The following is a 17972-nucleotide window of genomic DNA, read 5'->3' as shown; positions in this document are numbered from 1 at the left end:
ATTGTTGTTATTTATAAATTCCGTGTTATGTGTGATGAACTAAGTCTTACTAAAAATGTGAAAAGCAGGTGTTGATTTTGAACCTTTTGAATTTATTGGATAAAAATAGTCGTATTCAAATTTCAATGGTCCATTTTTTATTGGATTATAATGCTAAGACAAGCACCACAACAATGATTGAAGAATTAGCACTCACTCGATTCCTTTTTGAAACAAATATTGAAGAAGTCGGCTCTACCCTCGAGCAATTAAATATCGGGTTATCTCTTACATACGATAAAATACACAACAGTATCACACTTCAAAAGGATAATCACACCAGCTTAGACAAGTTCTATTATTATTATTTGAATCGTTCGGTTGACTATCAAATTCTCATCTATCTATATCAACATCCAAGTTATTCAATCGTTGATTTAAGTCACAGCGTTTCATTAAGTGAAGCTGCTATTTATCGTCACCTAAAAAAATTAAACAAAGAAATTAAAGAATTTGATATTCAGATTCGCAAAGGAACCATCATTGGCGACGAACTACAAATTTGTTATTTTTTCTATCAATTATTTTGGGTAGGTGTCCCGCTAGACGAATTGGAAGGGAAAACAAATGACGTAAGCGCCATGCGTTTTGCAGATTACTTGGAAAAGAAATTAAAACAAACTTTCACAAGAGAAGCAAAATTAAAGCTATACCTTTGGATTCGGATCTTAAAAACACGTATTTTAAAGCAATCTTTAAATGATTCAAGTCCTATTTTGGAAACTTTTTTTGACTATCAGACAGAAGATTCTATTTATCAGATTGTGCGTGATGCTTACTTTTTTTCACTCAGTCACTCTGCTGTCTTTGGTTCACCCCATAATGCAATTTATTTATACCTATTCATCTCTTCTATGTCGATAGTGCCACCTGATGTTGCAATGATTTTAGAAGATGGCTACTGGCCGACCAGCAACCCTAAAATCATCGCACTGAATGAACTGGTAGTAAGCAAAGTTAAATCTGACTATCAACTTGGCCAAGAGAAAATTGACGAAACATTTATTGCTAATTGGAAGTACTATTTGACACAAATACATGGTTCACTTCTCTACTTTCGAGGAAGTATCACCTTTCTTGAAGAAAAAATTATTTCTGAACGGTTACTAAAAGCAACCACCTTTATTCCTAACTTCGAACTTGCAAATCAAATCGTAGATGAAGGAGAAATTTTAGTTGAAAAAGCTTTATTAGATACTACTAAACAACTAGTAACTCGTATCTACCTTTATTTCATTAATCAGATAAAACGTTTTTCAACAAATCAGATTACGATTGGCGTCCACTCAAGTGATGATTATCTTTACAGTAACATCATGGTGGAAATGGTCAAAACTGAATTTGAAAACCATTTTTTCATCACGTGTGAAATCGCTGAGTTTGGTAAGTCTTATGATATTCTGGTTACTAACTCCACTATCTCTCTTTGTGATTTTGGATATACCGATCTTTATATCACAAATAATTTCAAAACCAACAAGGATGTTAGCTCTTTACGCGAACTATTAGCAAAACATTCCCAAAAAAATAAACCTTTAGAAGAATAAACGTAAACAAAAAAACGTGGGGCACAATTGCCTCACGTTTTTTTGTTGAGTTTTATGAAATAGTTCGTAATTTCCCTTGAAATTCGCTAATTGATTGATACCCTTTTACTTCCATAATTTCTGCTAATTCTTTGATTATTCTAGTAAAAATTTCTGGTCCTTCTTTGTGCAATTGCGTTCCAATTTGCAACATGCTTGCGCCACACAATAAATGTTCGAAGGCGTCTTGTCCATTACAAATCCCACCAGTCCCAATAATTTGAATTTCAGGTTTTAATCTAGTATAAAAAGCACGAACATTTGCCAAAGCAGTTGGTTTGATATACTCGCCACCAATTCCGCCAAACCCGTCCTTCGGTTTGATTACTACCGTGTCACTTTGAGGATCGATATATAACCCATTCCCCACACTATTGATTGCATTAACGTAGGTCAAAGGAAATTGATTCAAGATATCTGCCATCGCATCGAAATGAGCAAAGTCAAAATATGGTGGTAATTTCACGCCCAATGGTTTTGTAAAAATGGCAAATGCTTGTTTAAGTGTTTCAAAAGTGGCATCGAAATCATAAGCAAGTTGTGGTTTCCCTGGAACATTAGGACAAGAAAGATTTAATTCTGTGATTCCACGAAAATCACTTTTTTCGATCATTTCTAACATTTCTAAGTTCTCTGCTACACTCATTCCCGCAATTGAGAAAAATAACGGAGCAGCAGTTGGATTTTCTTTTTCATATTGAAGTGCGTAGTCCAAATAATAAGCAAAACCTAAATTAGGTAACCCCATCGAATTGATGCTCCCTAACGCTACATCATAGTATCGTGGTTCAGGATTTCCTGCGCGCTCTGGGATGGTGCAACTCTTAGTAATCATTGCACCAGCATCTGAGCTTGCTAGTTCATGCATTTCTTGCACCGTTATACAATGAACACCAGACGCATTCATAAACGGATTAGCAAAAGTATGGTTGGCAAAGGTCATTTCTAAATTCAAGATAATCGCTCCTTCAAAGGCATTTTATCTAGTTTAGCATTTCCAACTAGAAAATCAACAAAAAAACTTTATTTTTTTCAAACGAACTGGATAACGTTCGTCTTTTACAAGAACAAAATTTATTTTAACGAAGGTTTCTGTTTATTTCACTAACAATGAGCAATCACCTTCACACAACCAGCTTCATTTTTATCAACTTAGACAAGAAGATTGCTGATTTTCTGGCAAAAACAGGTAAAAAATACTCTATCCTCTTTTTAGACGTTTTCAGATACCAGAAAGCGTCTATTTTACACAAAAAAGGCCAGAACGCTGTCCAGCCTCTCCTCTTTTCAACATTCAATTACGTACTGAAACGAAAGCCAGCCTTTTGTTTCAGCCACTTTTACTTAACTAATTTTTTAACAGTGATTTCTTTTTTTCTTTCGAAAAGATATCTCTTCCTAACATTCTATATAAAATAACCGCACATGCTTCAGAAATAAAAATCAATACAGCTAAAGGTAAATACGTATTGCTTCCCATGATTCCTACTAGCGGCGTGAAGACCATCCCGATTGCATACATTCCTAATCCAAGTACGGAAGAAGCAATCCCAGCATGTTTGCCTTGCCTTTCCATCGCCATTGTTGTTACCACTGCATTTACTAACCCCAATGTCGACACGACTAACAACAACCCAAGCAGAGCTAACCACAAGTGATTTGTATGGATGCCACTAATAATCACTAAAATGCTACCCAAAAAACCAAGACCTACTCCCCAACCTAGCTGACGGAAGCTACTCATTCTCTTCGATAACACACCAGCAAGTTCTGCTGCAACTACAATTCCGATTCCATTGATTCCATAAATCAAGCTAAACATTTTATCCGACAAACCAAAAACATTTTGTAACATAAAGGACGAACCAGAAATGTAACAAAACATCGCTGCATAAACGAAACCTTGAATCAGCACGAACATCATAAATGGCCGATCGCTGAATACTGCTTGCCAACCTGCTCTTTGATCAACTTTTTCAGTTGCCAATTGGACTTCATGCGTTTCCTTAAACCCGATTAGAATACCTAAAAACAATAACAAACCAATTACTGCAAGAAAAATAAAAATAACTCGCCAAGAAAAATAGCTCAGGAAAAAACTGCCCAGTAAAGGAGAAACAATTGGAAAAATACCATTGATTGCCATCAACATTGCAATGAATCGAGTCAATTGAGTTCCAGAAAATAAATCTTTTGCAATTGCTCGCGTCAGAACAACGCCAGTTGAGCTAGCAATTCCTTGAATCAAACGTAAGCTTAAAAATAACCAAATATTTGTGACAGATACTGATAATAAACAGGCAATGACAGAAATACCAATGCCCCATAGAAGTGGTTTCTTCCGCCCGATACGGTCACTGATTGCGCCAATAAACAATGGACCAAATGCGAGTCCTGCTAAACACATGGTCAAGCTTAACTGAACCATTGATGTCGGGATGCCAAAGTCCGTTTCTAACACTGGTAAAGCTGGTAAATAAGTATCAAGTAGTAAGGGGCCATAGGCGCTTAATGTGCCAAGCAAAATAGATAGCCACCATATTTTCTTTTTGTTTTCAATCATTTTCCTTTCACCTCAAAAAAGAAAATAGCATGGAAAAACGGAAATATCAATAAAAAAACCAGTAAATTTTCACTTTTTTCAAAAAAATGAGAACAATACTCATTTAAGTCATTTTTCACCGCAAACAAAAAACGCCGAGACCTCATTTGATCTCGCACGTCTTTCATCATTCCTATGAAATCAACTACTAATTCTTCCCGATTCCTTTTATCAAATAAACTTTTCCACTATTATTCAGTAGCCATACCTAAAATCTGGTTATTCAGAATAATTGTTTGTTTTTCAGATGGCAAGTTTTCCGGTATTCTTTTGATTCGTTCAAGGATAATCGTTGCTGCCGTTTCACCAATTTTTTCGGTTGGCGGATTAATCGTGACCTGCGGTAAAATACTTTGCTCCCCTTCAGATAAATAGTCATAATGACCAAAGGCAATGTCTTTTTTTACAGAAATTCCTTGTTCATTAAAACATTCTAAGGATCCAAGAGACATATTGTAGTTGCTGACAAAGATAGCTGTTGCATTTGCCATTAATAATTCTTTTGTTCCTTGGTAGCCACTCCTTCTGGTGTAATCCCCTTCGTAAATTTCAAGTGCTACTTCGGGGTGATTCTCGACTGCATCTTTTGCGCCTAACAGTCGTTCTTTTGCTGTGTAATCTGTTTGCGGAGCAGTGATATAACCGATTTTTTGATGGCCTTTAGCAATGTAATCGGAAATCACATTTGAGACACTTTCACGATCATCCAATAAAATGACATCTGCATTGTTCAATGGATCTGGATAATTCAAAGAGACAATTGGGACGTTGACTTGTGCTAATTTTTCCATGTCAATCCACTCTTCACTTGATAAAAAGACAATCAATCCATCCACGGAGTGTTTCAACAAATAATCAATTTTCTCATCCATTTGCTTTTCACTTTTCGAAAAACCACTAAGTAGTATGCTATAACCATTTGCTTCAGCAACTTTTTCAATTCCTGACACAACTTCTGAGCCGAATCGACTAGAAATACTGTTCATCAGTAAGCCAATGGAAAAACTTCGATTATTTTTAAGCCCCTTGGCAATAATATTTTCTTTATAGTCTAAAACTTTGATCGCTGAAGTAATTTTTTCAACATTTGATTGTCTTAATTTTTGACCATTCAAGTACCGTGATACTGTTCCTACTGAAACACCAGCAAGTTGAGCAACGTCTCTAATTGATGCCATTTCTCCCACTCCTACCAATCACAATTGATTTCTGCCTCCTGATCACCAACCATGATTTTTGCTTTTTTGGCGAAATGCCAGCAATTGTCTGCACCTACATATTGAAAATCCTCTGGAGACAACTCAAACGTCACCGTTTTTTCTTCCTGCGCTTTTAATTCATGTTTGCTAAAAGCTTTCAGCAATTTTTTACGCTGAATAACAGATCCTCCAAGGAGTTTGACAAATACAAGCGAACTAACTTTGCCAGCAATCGTTCCTTTATTTTTAACTTTAACGGATACCGTTAGTTTGTCAACATTTGTTTTGCATTGAAGTGCTGAATAAGCAAACGTGGTATAGCTTAACCCTTCCCCAAAATCATGCAGTGGACTGCCACTTAAATCATAATAATTCTCTTGTTTTGAGGCATCTCTCTGATAATAATAAACAGGTAATTGCTGACTATTTCTAGGATAAGTAACACTTAAACGACCACTTGGATTTGATTGTCCGAGTAATGTCTTCGCGATTGCTTTTCCTCCTTCTTGGCCTGGAAACCAGCCAATCAAAACAGCATCAGACACTGCTTCGACCAATGACAAGTCAGATGGACGACCTTGGATTACTACTGAAACGAGTGGTTTTTCAAGTTTTGACAGTTCAGTTAAGAGGAATTCTTGCTTTCCTCCTAAAGATAACGAGGCGACATCAACATTTTCTCCAGAGTCCATATTTACCCCTTTTGATGAGACCGCGCCATTTTGTAAAAATTCCATATCGAAATTTCGCGCACTTGAGCCACCTAAAACAGTAATGATTAGATCTGCCTCTCCTGCTACTTGAAGTGCTTCTTCGATTTTTGCTTCTTGTGATACTTCATTTCGAATTTCGCAACCCTCGGCATACGTAACAGTCGCTGAAGAAAATAGCTGCTTGATTTCCCGATAAACCGTTTTTTCTAATTGGATTTCTGTTTGTGGAGCTGAATAATCACCCAACAAATGATACAAGTTATCTGCATTCGGTCCGATAACAGCAACTTTTTTCCCGCTTGGATTTAGCGGAAGCACACCATTGTTTTTAGTAAGAACTAAGCTTTCCTCTGCCAACTGTTGATTTAATTTTCTTGATTCTGTCAATAACTCTTCCCATTGATCTTTCGGGTCTTTGATAAAAGGATCTTCAAATAATCCCAATAAAAATTTAATTGCTAGAATGCGTCGGACAGACCGATCAAGCATGGTTTCGTCAATCACATCTTCCAACACACCTTCTTCAATCCGAGTATAAGTTTCATCCCACAAACTTAAATCAATCCCAGCAGTTAATGCATGGCTAGCTGCTTCTGTTTGGCTTTCATATACATCATTCAGACGATCCAGAGCAATCCCATCTGCCATGACCAATCCTTGGAACCCCATTTTTGCTCGCAGGTTTTGTTCAAACAATTCATGGTTCACATGACAAGGGACACCATCAATATCATTGTATGCAGCCATTACTCCGACAGCATTACGTGTACTTTTTAATAACGGTGTATAAACATCTGCAAATTCTCGTCTGCCAATTGGAACAGTTCCAGAATTATGACCACCAAGAGCCTCCCCTTGTGCAATGCAATGCTTCAAGACCACACCAATTTGTTCTTTAGACCGATTAATATCTGCCACTCGTTGATCCAAGAAAGCTATTTCATCAGAAATCAGAGAACCTTGAAAACCTTGAACAATTGCTTCGCTCATTCGTGCACTGAGAATCGGATCTTCCCCAAAGCATTCTTCTGACCTTCCCCAGCGCGGATCTTTTAATAAATCCAAGGTTGAAACTAATGCTAAGTGCACACCTTTTGCTGCTAGTTCTTTCGCCATTAAGCGACTTGTCTGCTCAACTAGTTCTAGGTTAAAACTACTACCTCGACCAACATTCGTAGGATAAGAAATGCTTTCCAGTCCTTGATGCCCATGAGGACACTCTTCAACGATTAAAGCGGGAATTCCCCAACGAGAATGGCTAATCACGTACTCTTGCACTTGGTTTGCTACCTTCCAACTATCCTTTGCAGCAATTCCATTTTTATCATCAACTTTTGACCAAGGATCTGCACGAAACAACCCGTAAAGTGCGCCTAAGCCACCACCCCACTGAACATGATTCTTAAATTTTTCTGTTAATTCAACAGCTTCTTGTTCCTTTTTATAACACTCCCAGCCATAGAGATGCTGATTGACTTGCCCAACTTTTTCGCTAAGACTTAAGCGTGCCAATAAGTCTTCTACACGTTGGCGAATCGTTAGTTCTGGATTTTGATATGGATACTTAGCCAAGTTCCCCCGCTCCTTCTTGTCGTGCTTTATTTGCAGCTAATACAAACGGTACAAATAAAAAGACGTCTAAAATAATTAATAACACAGTCAAAATAGCTGCTTTTACATCGCCCCCAGTTGCAATAAATGATTGGATTACTGGCGGTGTAATCCATGGTGCTGCAGCAACTGTTTTTTCAATCAAACCAACACTTGTTGCAACATAAGCAATAACTAAATTGATTGATGGAATAAGCGCACAGGGAATCATATAAATTGGATTCATTACGACTGGTAGCCCAAACATCACAGGTTCAGTAATATTGAACAAGCAAGTTGTCAAACCAAACTTGGCGATTTGTCGCTGTTCTTGTCGTTTTGAAACCCACAAAATCGCAATCACTAATGGTAAGATACAGCCTCCTCCACCAATTAATCCAAATGCATTCGTAAAAGGTTCGGTAATAATATTAGGAATTTCTTTTCCAGCAGAAAAAGCATCCATATTTTCTTGAATCGATTGTAATAATGGTGCTTGACGAATTGGTGCCAAAATACTTGAACCATGCATACCAAAAACCCAAAGAAAATCAGAGAAGAATTGTAAAAATAAAATACCAGGAACAGATAAGACGAAAGCTTTTAAAGGTGTTTGAATGGCTAATTCAATCAAACTTGGAAAATCAAGACCAGTAAACTTATCCAGTAGAAAAACAAAAATAGCAAATAAAAGAATAACTGCTGTTTCAGGAACTAAAGAATTGAATGAAGTAGCAACTGCCGGTGGAACACCATCAGGCATTTTGATTTTTAACTTCTTGATTTTTGCTAGCTTCATAAATAACTCTGTCCCAACAATGGAAGCAATCATCGCCGTTGCTAGACCGGAAGAAGAAGTCAGACTTTGTAAAAATACGCCAGTTGCTTCAGCTGTACTACCGTCCACCAAAGTAACACTGCTTTTCAACGGCATCAGAATAAACATAACAGCAACGCTTAACACACCTGCATGTACTGCACTAAAAGCCGGATCATTCATCTCACCTGATCGAATGTAATGATTTGCTAAATTCCAGCCGATGTTATAACACACAACAATTGCTAAAATACTCATCGTACCATTATTGACGATGGAAGCCAGGTTTGCTAGAAAACTCAAGTCAATCCATTGTTGAACAAAGGCATTAGAAAAAATCAATGCATTTAACAAGACCATGACAGACGCCGCCATTACTAGTGGCATCGTAATGATAAAACTATCTCGAATTGCAAGTAAGTGACGCTGGTTGTTCATCTTAGAAACGATTGGTAATAACTTTTCAGATAACTTGTCTACAAAACTCATTAGTAAATCTCCCCCATTTAAATAAGTTGAACCGGTTCAACTTCACTATAGCATGACTTTTATTTTTTGCAACAGTTTTTTTGGAGGCGGATTCATTTTTTTGTAAAATAGCTAGTTAACTAAAAAAATACCCAACCAAAAAATTGGATGGGTATTTTAGATTTTGTTTTTTAAGAAATAACTACTCATGAAATTCCTTAATTAAATCTGTCATTGCTGAAATACTTTCTTTCTGTCCCGTTTCGATCCAACTCAACCACACTTCAAAGATGCCAGCTGACATAAATTTGATCCAGTAGTAACGTTTACTTCCTTCCCAATCTTCCCAAGTGGTCGTTTCATCGTAAAAGCGGGCCATTTGTTTACTAAAGAGTTGAAAGATAATCTCTTTGTGACCTCCTTCAATAGCCGCTTGGAAATCTGGTGTCAGTTCTTGAAAAAATTCAGACAAATCATCAATTTTCTGTTCAGGACTAACTTTGTTGATTGTTTTATCAAAAATAGCTTGAAATTTTGGTTCATAATATTCGGTCAACACTTGTGTTAGATCAGTAAAATGCCGATAAAATGCCATTCTACTCACACCTGATCTCTTAGCTACTTCAGAAACTGTCAGTTTTGATAACTGTGTTGTTTTTAATAATTCGAGTGTAGCTAATGTGAGCCATTTTTTGGTATCCTCTTTGATACTTTTTGAATAATTTGTCACTGCCATAACAGATTCCTCCTTCTGTTACAAATGCCGATCAATTGCTTGATTAGGCACTTTTTATCTTCTAAAATAGCATCCATAACAAATGTAACACTAGGAGGTAAAAAATGAAAGTATTAGTCACAGGCGCAAATGGATTTGTCGCAACTCATATCATAAAATTATTGCAAGAAAAAAATTACGAAGTTAATGGAACTGTTCGGAATTTGGATCGAGCTCCTGTTATTTTTGAAGGTGTTTCTTACTTTGCTGCAGATTTAACAAGTGCTTCTGGTTGGAAAGATTCGATGGTTGGTGTTGATGCAATTCTCCATGTTGCTAGCCCTCTTGGACATGAAAATTCCAACGATCCAAAACTGATTGATGAGGCTGTTCAAGGTGTTCAACATGTTTTTGATGCTGCACATCAAGCTGGAATCAAACGGATTATCATGACCTCCAGTCAAGCAGCAGCTACTCCTTTGGCAAGCACGACAGGCGTGATTGATGAAACGTATTGGTCTGATCAGCACAATCCAGAACTCAATGCTTATCGGTTATCAAAACTTGCTGCAGAAAAAAAGGCTTGGGAATTAGCCCAAAAGTATGATTTAGCTTTGACAACAATTTTACCAGGCGCTATTTTTGGTAAGGCTTTAACCAGTAACCGCTCATCAAATGGTGTCTTAGATGGTATCAAACGTTCTCGTTTAGTACCAAAAATTACGCTTGAAGTGACAGATGTTAACGATCTAGCTAATTTACATCTTTTAGCTTTAGAAAATAATGACACGATTGGCGAACGAATTTTAGCAAAAAATACAGACCTCTCTTTCGCACAAATCAGTCGAATTTATGGAAATCAACCAATTATCGTCCCTGATTTTGCTTTAAAATTTGCAGCCAAATTTGTTGGCGAATTGCGTTCATTAGTTCCCATGTTGAAACGTAAATATACTCATAGTAATCAAAAAGCGATCAAGTTGGGGTGGCAACCACGAGATGGACGTCAAACGGTACTCGAAGCAATCGAAAATTAAGTTAAAGAACGAGTCTGGGGCAAAATTAAAAATCCAGTCATTCATCGCACATTCTTCACTTCAAAGAACGCCTAAAATTAACGTTTACAAAACGAATTTTAGGCGTTCTTTTATTTAGATTACTTTTGTCCCAATCCTATTTTAAATGTGATTCTCTGAACCGAATCAAGTACTTGTCGGAAAAAATAGCTAGACTTATCTCAGCTTTTTGTTGATTTCACGATTCAAATTTTCGCGCCAATCTTCCGTATACGTTTTTGTACTTTTCAACAGTTCATCGCAAAAAGAAGCCACATCTGTTCCCGTCACTTCAAGAACTTTTTTCCCGTCAGCTATACCTTCTTCAAACAGATCAATCAAATCATATTGCACTGCCATCATGTCATAACCACTACCAGTTGCAAATTTCCACATATGGCTTTGGATTTTTTTGAAAACAAATTGGTAATCATTTGGCAACGCATCGACTCGTGCCATTTGTGCTTTATATTCTTTTTTACTTGTAATGATTTTTTTTACATTCAAGTAATCATCAAAAACTTATTCATTTACTGTTTCCTCCTTTAATTGAGTCATCTTTTCTGATAAAAATGCCCACTTTTCCCAAAAAATTGCCAGTTCAGCTCGCCCAGCATCATTGAGGGTAAAAAATTTTCTTGGTGGTCCTATATCAGAGGGCTTCTTTTTCGTATCCACCAGTTTATTTTTTTCAAGACGTAACAAAATCGTGTACACTGTGCCATCCACCACATCAGTAAACCCAAGAGCATTTAGCTTTTTTGTTATCTCATAGCCATACGTCTCTTGCTGACTAATGATTTCCAAGACGCAACCCTCAAGTACGCCTTTGAGCATTTCTGTTAAATTTTCCATATCCTTCTCCTTAAATTTCCCACTTTCAGTAATAAGTATTACTAAGCACCGCTATATAGTATTACTTATTACTTAAGTTGTCAAACTTTTGTGTGTATTTCTAAAAAAGATACCCAAAAAAAGAAGCTACGACCGATAAGGCCGCAGCTTCACTCTTTCTTGTGAGAAAATAGTCATAAAACTTATTTTTTCAAAATCAACTTTTGATTTTCAATTTGATAAACTACCTCTGCCACTTCATGAACAAATAACGTATCATGAGAAGTAAAAATAACAGTTCCCGGATATTGTTTGATTAATGCTTCTAAAGCTTGCATCGTATTTACATCAATAAAGTTCGTTGGCTCATCTAAGATTAGCGTATTTGCTGGTTTGGTAAAAAGTAAGGCAATCGCCAAACGTGTGGCTTCACCACCACTCAACTCACGAATAGGTTTAGTGATTTCTATTTGTTTAAACCCTAAATTATTTAGCAAGGCTCGCACAAAAGGTTCTGGATATTCCGTTTGTTTCAATAAATAAGCTAATAAGGGTTCCTCACTTGTTAATTGATAGTCCATTTGCTGATAAACAGAAAAAATAACATTTGAAGAGACAATTATGCCTCGTTTTTGGTCAAGAATATAACGCAATAACGTCGATTTTCCAGAACCGTTAGCACCTGTAATTGCAATTTTTTTTCCTAACCCAAATTGAAAAGTAGCTTCTTCTATTAGCTTTTTTCCAGCAACTTCCAGCGTCACCCGATCTCCCATGATTGGAAATTTATTATGGATTTCCAGTGTTTTTGGCACAGGAAAAATAATTTTTTGATTTTTCACATCAACAGTTTGTTCTACTAATTGGTCTAAACGACTGGTCATTGCTTTTGCTGTTTTTTGTAAAGATTTTTGGACCGTATCTTTTTGTTTTGATGAAGCTAGCCGATCTGGACGTTGACTTTTTTGTTTCTGTTTTTTCGTTGATTGTGTTAGTTTTTCTGCCTGTGCTTGTTTTTTCTTGATAGCATGTTCTAAACGCTTCTTCTCTTTTTGAAAATGATCTGCTAAACGCTCTTTTTCGATGCACTCTGCTTCTTTTTGTTTCACATACTCCGTATAATTTCCGTGAAATTCTCTCACGCGTCCCTCTTCAATTTCCCAAATTTTGGTCGCGATTTGGTTTATGAAGAATCGGTCATGACTAACTACAATTAATGTACCGTAATAATAACTTAGTTCTTTAATCAATGTTTCAATACTCTGGCTATCCAAATGAGTGGTTGGCTCGTCCAGTAATAAGCCCATTTGATAATCTGATAGCTGATTGGCTAAACGAAATTTCGCTTGTTCTCCCCCACTAAGAGTCTCCATTCCCATTGTTGGAACAGCAAATCGACTTAACAGTTCGCCATCTAGTTGGTTACTAACGTGGACCTTTGTTAGCTCTTCGCTTTGGGCATAGTAATTAAATTCAATTTCTCTTTGAACTTTTCCACGATCAGGCTCAACTTTACCAGCAATCATTTTTAGTAATGTTGATTTTCCACTTCCGTTTTTTCCAATAATTGCAATTCGTTCATTTTGATAAATCGTTAATTCATCAATAGATAAAATGTTTTTGGCGCCAAAATTTTTTTCAATATTTATTAATTTAACAGCTAAAGTTTCCATTTTTTCCGCTCCTTTTATGAGGGAAAAGTGTACAAAAAAGAGGTAGCCATAAGCCACCTCTTTGATTTCAATCAAAATTATCGAAGGAAAAAGGATACACTCATCCCCTGAAATCACATGTGCTTAGGACTTTTTTATTAACTAAATGTCATTAAAAGTTCAATGCGCAATTTCATGGAAGCAGTCATCTTTGTTCTCCTTTACTTTTTCTTTTCTAAACTATAACAAAAATACCGATGTCCTTCAAGCCTCGGCTACTTGCCGTTCATCCTTGAAGCCTGTTTTCGCGAAAATCCATAATAGTAACAAAACAGCTACCGTTGACTGGATACCTAACATTAAAATCAGATCAAAATGTACAAAACCAACTACCGCAGCAAGAATCGATCCTACACCCAAAACATTCAGCATTAGATTCGCACTTTCCTTAAACGTTTGGATAGAAGAAAAACGACTCTTTCTTGTCATCCATAAAAAGAGAGATGCGCCAAACAAAATCATGATAGTCATAACGAGTAAGATAAACCCCAAACTTAGACTATAGGACAAAATAATCACTGGACGATTGCTGAGATAAAATTGTTCTTCTAGAAATTGTTCAAATTCTTGTGGTGTTTGACTCATTGCTGGTGTAAAAGACGGCCCATAGTTCATCGTATAGCTTCTAGTTTGTCCATTTTCTTGTTGCTGAATGTGCCACTGTGTTTTTTCAAAATTAATAAACGTACCCTTTTGTTGAACACTCTTTGGTAAATCCACGCCCACTATCAGCTCTTGGTTTTCAAAAATGATAGCTTCTTTCCCCTTTAATTCGCCGTTGACAACTCGTAAGTGAGAAAATTGCTCCACACCTGCTTGATCTATCATCTGATTGACCGCTAAAAATTGCTGACTCGGTATTGCTGTAACCTGATTTGCGTAATAAAGAGTGATTGGGATCGTCATAAAAGAGACTAAAAAGACTAATATTAAGAACAATTTTGGCCATGAAAGTTCCTTTCGTCCAGCAAACAAACGTTTTGGTCCAGCTAGACTGGCGAAATAATTAAATGGGAAAGTTTGCATTTCTGATACCTCCTATCCTTTGGTTCCGCCTGAAGTCAGCCCTGTAACAAAGTTCTTTTGTAAGAAGAAGAATAACAAACAAATTGGTAAAGCAATTAAGATTGCTCCCGCTGCAAATAACGATACTCTTTGATTCGTCACATCAGAGATAAATGTTTGCAACCCAACTGCTACGGTTTGGTTCTCAGGTGTGCGTAATAAAAATTTCGATAGCATGAAATCGCCAAATGGTCCCATGAATGCCCACAATGCTTGAACGGCAATCATTGGCTTAACTAATGGCAAAACAATTTGAGCGAAAATTCGAAAATGACCTGCGCCATCTAACTTCGCTGATTCATCAAGGTCAATCGGCACAGTATCGAAATAGCCTTTCATCAGCCAAGTATTCATCGGGATGCCACCACCAATATAAATCATTGTTAGGAACCAATACTTGTCTAGCGCATCAAGCAAGAATGCCATAACATAAAAGGCAGTCAAAGCCGCCATTGTTGGCACCATCTGAATAACTAAGAAAAACATCAAACTTGATTTGCGACCAATAAAGCGATAACGACTATATGTGTAACCTGCTAATGTTACAACCGTTACTTGTATCACCATTGTTAATACAGAAATAATCAAGGTATTTTTATACCAAGTGCCATACAATGTTTCATTAAACAAACGTGAAAAATTATTTAATGTCCATTCACCGGATAAGTCTAAGCTAAATGCAGCAATGTTCCCTGGCTTAAATGCTGTACTAGCAGTAATCAATAGTGGATATAAAATAATGATTGAGAGAAATATCAAGAAGGCATAAGTAAAAAAATGTGACACGCTTCGTTGAAATCTCGCACTAGAATTTATTTTTTTCATCTGCTAATCCCCCATGTTGAACGCATTTGTTTTCTTAAAGACAAGCAAGGAAACACAAATTACTACAGCAGAAATAATCAATGTAATTGCCGAAGCCATTGAATACTGTGGTGATGTCCCTGTTGTCAGTTTATAGATCCAAGAAATCAAAATATCAGTTGAGCCTGCGCCACCACCAACACTACCTGGCCCTCCATTATTAAATAGGTAGATCATCGAGAAATTGTTGAAGTTCCCTGTGTATTGCGTAATGAATGTTGGCGCCGCCACTAAGAAAATTGCAGGTAACGTTATATTTGAGAAACGTTTCCAAGCATTCGCCCCGTCAATTTTTGCAGCTTCATACAAATCTTCAGAGATTGACTGCAAGATTCCAGTGACCATGACATAGATATATGGGAAACCTAACCAACCTTGAACAAGAATAATTGCCACTTTTGTCCAATTCGGATCTGTTTTCCAAGAAATTGCGCCAATATCAACCAAAGGTAAGTTGTTCAAAAATGGGATAACTTGTGTGTTAATCGCTCCAACACTGTCATTAAAAATGTTAGAGAAACTCATAATTGTAATAAAAGCAGGAACCGCCCAAGGTAATAAGAAAATAATACCAAATACACGTTTAAATTTAATAAACTTTTGATGAGCAACTACGGCAGTCAACACGCCTAAGCTAATTTGCAAAGTTGTTGCACACAAAGTCCAGATGATTGTCCAACTGAAAACAGATAAAAAAGTATTTCGATAGGAACTTAAAAAGAAGATACTAAAGAAGTTTTTGAATCCCACCCAATCAATCAAGCTTGCAGGCGGAATGTGGTTGAAATCGTAGTTTGTAAATGCTGTAAATAAGGTAACCAACACTGGAAAAATAATGGTAAAAATCATTAAAAGATAGGCTGGTAAAGTTAGTAAGTAAGGAAATCCTTCATCCCCAATAGTCTGCAACGTTTCTTTCATTGTTACATTGATTTTTTGGCCATTTTTTCGCATAGTTGCGACACGTCGTGCATCATAAAGATTTAAACCATAAAAGAGAAAGAAAATAATCGTGATGATTAATTGTAATGTTCCTTCAATCAAAATAAACAATGAATGATCTTCTATAGGGATACTTCCCAGTGTTACTAATCCAACTAATGATTGAAAACCACCAAGGATCATTTGAATCACAAAAATAAGAAAGATACTGAAAAAGGCAATTCCTTTCGCTTTTTGTCCATTTGCTAGCTGACCGAAGCCAGGTATTAGCGAAAAAAGTGTCACTTTATTGACTTGAACTTCATTTTTCGTTCCAGACTGTTTCATCTAAAACGCCCCCTAATCATTTGATTCTAACTAGTTAAAGGGGAAGTGACCTAAGCCACCACTCCCCTTCTTCCTTTATGTCTAGCTTTGTGGAACTTTAATATTTTTGTTCAATTGCCTCAGTAATTGTTTTGACTGCGCTGTTAGCAGATTCTTTTGGTGTTTTAGCACCAGAAGCTGCATCAAACATTAAGTTTTCTGCCCCTGTCCAAACTTCAGCCATTTCCGGAATGTTTGGCATTGCTTGTGCTGTTTCATACTGTTCGATTACCGCAGTTGTCAATTCATCATTTTTAGCTTTAGCTGTTTCACGTGCGCTTTGATTTGCAGGAATTTCATTGACCATTTCGAAGAATGTTTCTTGGTTTTCTTGGTTAGTCACATAATCAAGCCACTTTTGAGCCACATCTTTATTTTTTGCGTAGTTGCTAACAACCCAACCTTTACCTCCACCAAATGGTTGGTAAGATTCACCGTTATCTAATGTTGGAATTTTTGCTACGCCGTAGTTAACTTTACTTTCTTTATATGATTGTGCTTGCCATGGTCCATCAATAATCGCTGCTGCTTTGTTTGAAGTAAACTGTTGTGTCACAAAGTCGCCAGCACTAGTCACATCTTGCATTCCTTTTGGCCAAACATTTTGGAACCAGTCAGTTGCATAAGTGATTCCTTCAACTGCACCAGCATTGTTCAAACCAATATCTGAAGCATCCGTTCCATCTTCACCAAAAACATAACCACCATAACCTGCAAGTAGTCCGTATGAATAATAAAAATCAGTCCATTTTGCTAGGAAGCCAGTGTTTTTACCTGCTTCTGAATCAAATGCAAATCGTTCGTCTTTCGCAAGATCTTCGACTTCTTTGAATGTTGTTGGCGCTGCATCGATCAAGTCTTTGTTATAATACAAAACCAGTGTTTCAATTACAGCAGGTTCTCCGTAAATTTTGCCATCATAAGTTACTTGTGCTTTATCCGTTTCATCGTAATCTGCTTCATTTCCTAATTTTACTTCTGCTAAGTGACCTTGTTGTCCCAAAGCACCGATTCGGTCATAAGCAGCCATCATCACATCTGGCCCTTTTCCTGCAGGACCATCAAGAGCTAACGCTTCTAATTGGTCAAACATGTCTTTTTCAACTAATTTTATTTTGACATCATTCTCTTTTTCAAACTTACCTTTAATCTCGTTCATGTAATCGGTATAACCTGAATCAACAGAAATCGTTAGTGTTTTCTCATCATCTGCTGCTTTACTGTTTGATTTCCCACCATTACCACAAGCAGCAAGTCCACCAATCACACCGACTGAAAGCAAACCTAAACCTAATGTCTTCATCATTTTACTTTTCATTTTTTATTTCCCCCTGTAGTTTATTTTTCTGTTTTCTTACTAAAATCATTATACTGTTATTAAAAATATTAGTGCAACCGCTTTCTC

15 protein-coding genes are annotated in these 17972 nt (G+C 36.8%); 2 read left to right on the top strand and 13 right to left on the bottom strand.

Annotated features, from left to right (window positions below):
- The first annotated feature begins 77 nt into the window (after positions 1 to 77).
- Positions 78 to 1586: a helix-turn-helix domain-containing protein gene (locus AB3I20_RS00760; RefSeq protein WP_179189254.1), complete on the top strand. Its 1509-nt coding sequence runs from the start codon at positions 78 to 80 to the stop codon at positions 1584 to 1586.
- A gap of 52 nt (positions 1587 to 1638) precedes the next feature.
- Here the strand turns inward: AB3I20_RS00760 and AB3I20_RS00755 are convergent, their stop codons facing one another.
- The 6 genes from AB3I20_RS00755 to AB3I20_RS00730 all read right to left on the bottom strand — a co-directional run bounded on the left by AB3I20_RS00755 (position 1639) and on the right by AB3I20_RS00730 (position 9750).
- Entirely contained in the window at positions 1639 to 2580 is a 942-nt protein-coding gene (locus AB3I20_RS00755) for a dihydroorotate oxidase (protein WP_071868402.1), read from the bottom strand.
- A gap of 393 nt (positions 2581 to 2973) precedes the next feature.
- Positions 2974 to 4188, bottom strand: coding sequence for a multidrug effflux MFS transporter (locus tag AB3I20_RS00750; protein ID WP_067482138.1), 1215 nt, complete (start codon positions 4186 to 4188; stop codon positions 2974 to 2976).
- A gap of 230 nt (positions 4189 to 4418) precedes the next feature.
- On the bottom strand, positions 4419 to 5405 hold the full coding sequence (locus AB3I20_RS00745) for a LacI family DNA-binding transcriptional regulator (protein ID WP_067482140.1): 987 nt from the start codon (positions 5403 to 5405) through the stop codon (positions 4419 to 4421).
- Between the two features lie 11 nt (positions 5406 to 5416).
- Complete coding sequence (locus AB3I20_RS00740) at positions 5417 to 7711, bottom strand: glycoside hydrolase family 3 N-terminal domain-containing protein (protein ID WP_067482142.1); 2295 nt, start codon at positions 7709 to 7711, stop codon at positions 5417 to 5419.
- Positions 7704 to 9035: a PTS sugar transporter subunit IIC gene (locus AB3I20_RS00735; protein WP_071868405.1), complete on the bottom strand. Its 1332-nt coding sequence runs from the start codon at positions 9033 to 9035 to the stop codon at positions 7704 to 7706. The genes AB3I20_RS00740 and AB3I20_RS00735 overlap by 8 nt, the downstream gene beginning before the upstream one ends.
- Before the next feature lie 181 nt (positions 9036 to 9216).
- Complete coding sequence (locus tag AB3I20_RS00730; protein ID WP_368026817.1) at positions 9217 to 9750, bottom strand: TetR/AcrR family transcriptional regulator; 534 nt, start codon at positions 9748 to 9750, stop codon at positions 9217 to 9219.
- A 104-nt stretch (positions 9751 to 9854) separates the two neighbouring features.
- Between AB3I20_RS00730 and AB3I20_RS00725 the strand changes: the two genes are divergently transcribed.
- Entirely contained in the window at positions 9855 to 10766 is a 912-nt protein-coding gene (locus AB3I20_RS00725; protein WP_368026816.1) for an NAD-dependent epimerase/dehydratase family protein, read from the top strand.
- 195 nt (positions 10767 to 10961) lie between these two features.
- On the opposite strand, the gene AB3I20_RS00720 is transcribed toward AB3I20_RS00725, so the two are convergent.
- The 7 genes from AB3I20_RS00720 to AB3I20_RS00690 all read right to left on the bottom strand — a co-directional run bounded on the left by AB3I20_RS00720 (position 10962) and on the right by AB3I20_RS00690 (position 17885).
- Positions 10962 to 11291: a DUF1048 domain-containing protein gene (locus tag AB3I20_RS00720; protein ID WP_368026815.1), complete on the bottom strand. Its 330-nt coding sequence runs from the start codon at positions 11289 to 11291 to the stop codon at positions 10962 to 10964.
- Positions 11292 to 11306: 15 nt separating this feature from the next.
- Complete coding sequence (locus tag AB3I20_RS00715; RefSeq protein WP_095803660.1) at positions 11307 to 11639, bottom strand: PadR family transcriptional regulator; 333 nt, start codon at positions 11637 to 11639, stop codon at positions 11307 to 11309.
- Between the two features lie 182 nt (positions 11640 to 11821).
- Entirely contained in the window at positions 11822 to 13291 is a 1470-nt protein-coding gene (gene abc-f / locus AB3I20_RS00710) for a ribosomal protection-like ABC-F family protein (RefSeq protein WP_368026814.1), read from the bottom strand.
- A gap of 243 nt (positions 13292 to 13534) precedes the next feature.
- Entirely contained in the window at positions 13535 to 14356 is an 822-nt protein-coding gene (locus AB3I20_RS00705) for a maltodextrose utilization protein MalA (protein WP_086270918.1), read from the bottom strand.
- A 12-nt stretch (positions 14357 to 14368) separates the two neighbouring features.
- Positions 14369 to 15220, bottom strand: a complete 852-nt coding sequence (locus AB3I20_RS00700; RefSeq protein WP_071868410.1) for a sugar ABC transporter permease — start codon at positions 15218 to 15220, stop codon at positions 14369 to 14371.
- Positions 15221 to 15223: 3 nt separating this feature from the next.
- Positions 15224 to 16528 (bottom strand): carbohydrate ABC transporter permease, encoded by a 1305-nt coding sequence (locus AB3I20_RS00695; protein ID WP_067482155.1) that lies wholly within the window; start codon positions 16526 to 16528, stop codon positions 15224 to 15226.
- A 97-nt stretch (positions 16529 to 16625) separates the two neighbouring features.
- On the bottom strand, positions 16626 to 17885 hold the full coding sequence (locus AB3I20_RS00690; protein ID WP_067482157.1) for an extracellular solute-binding protein: 1260 nt from the start codon (positions 17883 to 17885) through the stop codon (positions 16626 to 16628).
- Positions 17886 to 17972 lie beyond the last annotated feature (87 nt).

The sequence above is a fragment of the Enterococcus sp. C50 genome (genome assembly GCF_040887505.1).
Taxonomy (GTDB): Bacteria; Bacillota; Bacilli; order Lactobacillales; family Enterococcaceae; genus Enterococcus_B; species Enterococcus_B thailandicus.
The sequence above is the reverse complement of the archived record's forward strand: the minus strand, read 5'-3'. Positions and strand labels throughout refer to the sequence as shown.

Bases quoted from the DNA above. Each gene is read 5' to 3' on its own strand.
- AB3I20_RS00735 (WP_071868405.1), bottom strand. From the start codon at position 9,035: ATGAGTTTTGTAGACAAGTTATCTGAAAAGTTATTACCAATCGTTTCT.
- AB3I20_RS00705 (WP_086270918.1), bottom strand. From the start codon at position 14,356: ATGCAAACTTTCCCATTTAATTATTTCGCCAGTCTAGCTGGACCAAAA.
- abc-f (WP_368026814.1), bottom strand. From the start codon at position 13,291: ATGGAAACTTTAGCTGTTAAATTAATAAATATTGAAAAAAATTTTGGC.
- AB3I20_RS00745 (WP_067482140.1), bottom strand. From the start codon at position 5,405: ATGGCATCAATTAGAGACGTTGCTCAACTTGCTGGTGTTTCAGTAGGA.
- AB3I20_RS00730 (WP_368026817.1), bottom strand. From the start codon at position 9,750: ATGGCAGTGACAAATTATTCAAAAAGTATCAAAGAGGATACCAAAAAA.
- AB3I20_RS00695 (WP_067482155.1), bottom strand. From the start codon at position 16,528: ATGAAACAGTCTGGAACGAAAAATGAAGTTCAAGTCAATAAAGTGACA.
- AB3I20_RS00690 (WP_067482157.1), bottom strand. From the start codon at position 17,885: ATGAAAAGTAAAATGATGAAGACATTAGGTTTAGGTTTGCTTTCAGTC.
- AB3I20_RS00700 (WP_071868410.1), bottom strand. From the start codon at position 15,220: ATGAAAAAAATAAATTCTAGTGCGAGATTTCAACGAAGCGTGTCACAT.
- AB3I20_RS00715 (WP_095803660.1), bottom strand. From the start codon at position 11,639: ATGGAAAATTTAACAGAAATGCTCAAAGGCGTACTTGAGGGTTGCGTC.
- AB3I20_RS00750 (WP_067482138.1), bottom strand. From the start codon at position 4,188: ATGATTGAAAACAAAAAGAAAATATGGTGGCTATCTATTTTGCTTGGC.
- AB3I20_RS00725 (WP_368026816.1), top strand. From the start codon at position 9,855: ATGAAAGTATTAGTCACAGGCGCAAATGGATTTGTCGCAACTCATATC.